The organism is Sphaerospermopsis reniformis (assembly GCF_005402885.1).
Classification (GTDB): domain Bacteria; phylum Cyanobacteriota; class Cyanobacteriia; order Cyanobacteriales; family Nostocaceae; genus Sphaerospermopsis; species Sphaerospermopsis kisseleviana.
In genome coordinates, this window is record NZ_BJCE01000329.1 from 1 (window position 1) to 4,625 (window position 4,625).

At 39.2% G+C, this 4,625-nt stretch carries 3 protein-coding genes and 1 tRNA gene; 1 reads left to right on the forward strand and 3 read right to left on the reverse strand.

Annotated elements, in window-relative coordinates; genetic code table 11:
* Positions 1-582 precede the first annotated feature (582 nt).
* The 3 genes from FFR48_RS25610 to FFR48_RS25620 form a co-directional block, all read right to left on the reverse strand.
* The gene (locus FFR48_RS25610) at positions 583-1,122 is read right to left on the reverse strand and encodes a YdcF family protein (RefSeq protein ID WP_137669308.1); all 540 of its coding nucleotides are present in this window, start codon (positions 1,120-1,122) and stop codon (positions 583-585) included.
* A 467-nt stretch (positions 1,123-1,589) separates the two neighbouring features.
* Positions 1,590-1,663, reverse strand: a tRNA-Arg gene (locus FFR48_RS25615).
* 34 nt (positions 1,664-1,697) lie between these two features.
* Positions 1,698-2,795, reverse strand: coding sequence for a tocopherol cyclase family protein (locus tag FFR48_RS25620; protein ID WP_137669309.1), 1,098 nt, complete (start codon positions 2,793-2,795; stop codon positions 1,698-1,700).
* Between the two features lie 1,199 nt (positions 2,796-3,994).
* Here FFR48_RS25620 and FFR48_RS25625 point away from each other — a divergent pair.
* Positions 3,995-4,327, forward strand: coding sequence for a hypothetical protein (locus FFR48_RS25625; RefSeq protein WP_137669310.1), 333 nt, complete (start codon positions 3,995-3,997; stop codon positions 4,325-4,327).
* The last annotated feature ends 298 nt before the right edge of the window (positions 4,328-4,625 follow it).

Consider the following 4,625-nt stretch of genomic DNA (forward strand, 5'->3'; position numbering starts at 1 on the left):
GAGTGCAAGTTTGGATTTGGGGACTTTGGATTGGTGAATGTCCGAGGCCATAAGTTGTGAGATGCACATCATATACGATAGGAAGAAGGACGTAACGATTATGTCGTAAGTTATATCGAACGAGTGTCATTTATCGGTATATAGGCTAAGGGCAGAGGTAGCAGGGAACTGGGGACTGGGGACTGGTGACTGGGGAAGAAAATTTTAGATTTTAGATTTTAGATTTTAGATTTTAGATTGGAGTTAGGGGTTGCTGAGAAAGTCTTTTCATGTTCGCGCAGCGTGACGTAAGTCATGGGAATAGGAGTCAGGAGTCGTAGGGGCGAAGCATTCGGAAAATAACCTGTGATCAAAATTGAGAATGTATCGCCCGAATGCTTCGCCCTGACAGGAAAATAACCTGTGATCAAAATTGAGAATTTATCGCCCGAATGCTTCGCCCTGACAGGAAAATAACCTGTGATCAAAATTGAGAATTTATCGCCCGAATGCTTCGCCCTTACAGGAAAATAACCTGTGATCAAAATTGAGAATTTATCGCCCGAATGCTGATGCTTCCAGCACGCTTCGCGAACGCCCTCATTAATAAAGGTTACGTTTAGTTTGAGCTTGCTCTGCTCCTGTATAACCAGTTACTAGCCATAGTATAGCTCTAACTCCATCGCGGATAGCTTTTTCGATAGGTTCTGGTGCGGTTTTTGAGGGAACAGATACCGCTTTAAATTCAATACCTCGACTACCCAAAACAATCTCACCAATTACACAAGCACGGCGCATATGAAAATCAGAAGTAATTAAATAAACGCTTTTGATACCCCTTGCTTGCAAATCATCTACCAACGTAGTAAAATTAGTAACTGTATCAACAGCCTCATAATCTAAATATAAACGCTTAGGATTAATTCCAGCTTTAACAAAGATTTCTTTCGTATAGCTAGGTGGACTACCACCAGTAATCCATATTGGTATATTGGGATGCTTTTTGGCAAATTCAGCGGTAAACTTCTCCCTTTCTAAACGTTTAGTAGAACCGCCCAAAACTAAGACTGCTTGTGGATGTACAAACTGATTTTGTATTTCTTTGTATCCCCACCATATAAACAGGGGTAGGATAAAAGACATAAACCGCAAAGATTTACCTTTAAACAATAGCTTTTTCAAGGCTGTGTAAGTGTGTTTGCGAACATCAAAATTTTATCTAAAAAATTTTATCTCAAAAATATTTACAGCTATTTTCAGGTAAATAAACCACATTTTGATTTAGGTTTCGCGTCAACAATGTAGGGGCGTTCGCGAAGCGTGCTGGAAGCATCAGCATTCGGACAATTAATTATCGGTTTTTACCTAAGACTATCATCCGAATGCTTCGCCCTGACTGTGGTCTAAAGACATGAAAACTGCTGTAGATTAGTGAATTTGGGCAAAATAAACCCAAATCAGAACTTGGTAGATGCTTATGTATAAAAGTATGTATCCACGATATAAATAGGGTCGCTTTCTTCGACTCACTATCCTAACTTATATTAGACAATTTATCATAGGGGTTAAGACCCATTAATTGTTCAACTTTGTAGTTTAATGTAAATATACGGGACTGGTGCGACTTGAACGCACGGCCTGTCGCTTAGGAGGCGACCGCTCTATCCAACTGAGCTACAGCCCCAAATGAACAAACATCTACAATGATAGCAGTAGATTTAGTCAGAGTGCCAACTATTCTCCCAACTACCACCACCTATTTCTAAACCACAAAGATTACTCTGTGCTTTGAAAGTGATTTGAGTTTTACAACTACTGAATTTTCGCAGTGTCAAGTCTAGCTTACCTTGCATCGTATCTCGGCAACAAATCGCTAAACCATTGCTGGTGGGTGCGCGTAGGGGTGTACCTTGTAAATCAGTAGTTCCTGTTAATTCCACCTCATAATGAGAATTTCTGGCTTGCATTTGCCATTTACCCCAAGGCTGAATTTGCCAGCTTACTTGTGAGTTCCAGGGAACAAATTCATAAAACTGCCCTTGATAATGGATACCAATCATGGCTACTGATTCCATCCACCATAATACACCACGTCTGCCACCACCAGCAGTTAAAGCTAAATCGGGTTCGTTGTCAAAACAATTACAATTAAGCCAAAACCATTTTTGAGGAAACGCACCACCCCAATTTTTTTCCCCGTAGGCTGGGGCGTTGGTAAATTCGTAAATTTTACCATTCCAATCGATCCAACCAGTAGCTAAACCGTGAGCCATTAAAATTTGCCAACCTGGTTCAAAAATCTGTGAAAAAGACAACCAGCCAGCGGTTGATTGCTGGATACTATTTTGATTACCCCAACCGTAAGCAGGTTTGATTTCATACTGCCAACGGCAGTAATTACCCGTAGCAGGATCGGTGATTATGCCTTGATTTAAAGTAGCTGTAGCTTGATAACCTTCTTGAATATGGTGTGTAAAGTCACGGGGTAGGAGATAGTGAGGAGAAACTTTTAAGTTTGTTTTTCCCCAATGTCCTAAAGCTAACACATCTTGACTCGCCCAGAATTTGTTGACATCGGGAAATGTGCGACACAAATATTCATCATCTGGACCCAGGACTTGAGCAGCACCACCGCTATCAGGTTTCCCACCAATAGGATCTTCCATGGAATACATAAAAGCGAAGGTTTGCCCAATTTCCGGTAATGTAACGCGATAATACCAACCTTCAAAAAAACGGCGACTTGTACCGTCCCAATGGTAGCCGCTGTGAGGTGTTTGGGTTGAGTTGAGGAAGTTTTTGGGAATAATCAGCATAAATACAGTATACAGAAATCCTATTTGATTTTTGCGAAGTTGGGCAAACCTTGATCAATTGAAAATTGACAAGTGAAAATTGACAAGTGAAAATTGACAATTTTTTCATTCAAGGCTTCCGCCGTGAGCGTCAGCCGATAGCGTAGCGTGGCGTTAGCCATACGGTTTAAAACCTTCCCTTGCAAGGGGAAAAATAAAAAATTCGCTTTTTCAAAGTTCCTTGTTTCCTGTTCCCTAGTCCCTAAATTTTAAGCAATATTTCACAATTATTGCGAGATATTACAGAAAATCAACTTTAGTAAATATATCACACACATTCAAAAATTCATGCTAGATTATTTTCATGGTACAGAAAGGTTAAAAGTTCAAACAAAAACAACTGAATTAGAGCCTGTACCTCCTGCTCTAATGTCATCGCAATCACGGTTAGGTTGTGGCTTCCAAGTGTTTTAGCCTTGATTTCATCGAGTTGTAATTGGAGGTTTTGAAACGCATAGCCAGAAATGCCTGCCTAGTTAGAATGAAGGATGCACAATTCTGATTGGTAGATTGCGAATCGGGTCCACCTTAGTTGATGTAGTAAATTCGGATTTTCCCATTTTTTTGAATTATTTAGTTACAAACAAACCACTGTAATTTGCTGATGTCTTTCTGTCGCAACTTACGGTGGTTTATGGTTTGGGTAGCTTTCAATAATTGACAATTAACAATGAAGAATTGACAATTACCGCTTTGGTTAAAGTCAGAGCATTGAAAAAGCGGAATTTTTGAGAAAGCAGTGACGATTCATTTATTAGATGCGATCGCTACCATTGCGATTTTTACCCAAAATCCCCAATAGACCTCTCCACAATAGAATCTATTAATTTGTAATAAGCTGATGTGCAGCTAAACTGTATAATCAAAAAACCTGAAGTTACAGTAGCACAAGCATCTTGCTTGTATTAATTATTCAAGTTAAAGGCATAACAGCTTATGTTGTAGGGGCGAAGCTTATGGGCGATAATTTAACGGAAAAATCAGACATCTAGATATCCCATAAGCTTCACCCTGCCCCATAAATAAGTTCCATAATTTCTTTTCTGGAGAAGTCTAATAATTCTATTTTGCATCATCATGCAAGCTGTTTAATCTAAAAATATAGTTAAATATAGTTAAATATAGTTAAATATAGTTGTTTCTGTGCAGGGGAAGAAAAAATGAGGGTTTGGCTTGCCTGTTTCTTTGTATTATTTGCTTTGGCAGAATTTTTTGACTGGGTAAAAGACTTATCTTTACCATTACCTATCTATATTTTAGGCGGAGCATTTTTAGCGGTTGTTTCCAACTACGATAAAATAGTCGGTTCTTATTTCAGTGATGTACAAGCAGAAATATTACCAGAACCATCGCATTTAGAAGCATCAACTCCATCAACTCCAACTCCATCAACTCCAATTTCACCAACCATTTCATCAACCATTTCATCAACTCCTGTTGCTGTCACAATGTTAACTCCTATGGAAGAAGTAAACAAACCCTCACAGGAATAAATAAGAACATTCTATAGTTTTATTGTGCGTTACTAATCGCTAACATACCCTAAGAATCAAGTAGGTTGGGTTGCAATACTTTTCGGTTAACCCCAAAAAATAAAATTCTGTAGGTTGGGTTGAGGAACGAAACCCAACATTTATAAGCTTTTGTTGGGTTTCCACACGGTAAACCCAACCTTGTATCTTAGAGGTATGTTAGAGGAAGTGGTAGACCGTCCCAACCTTGGTCAGAAAAGACCGCTTCGTAGCAAGGATCACCACAACAATCTCCATGACAGAACTCGAACAGTCGCCT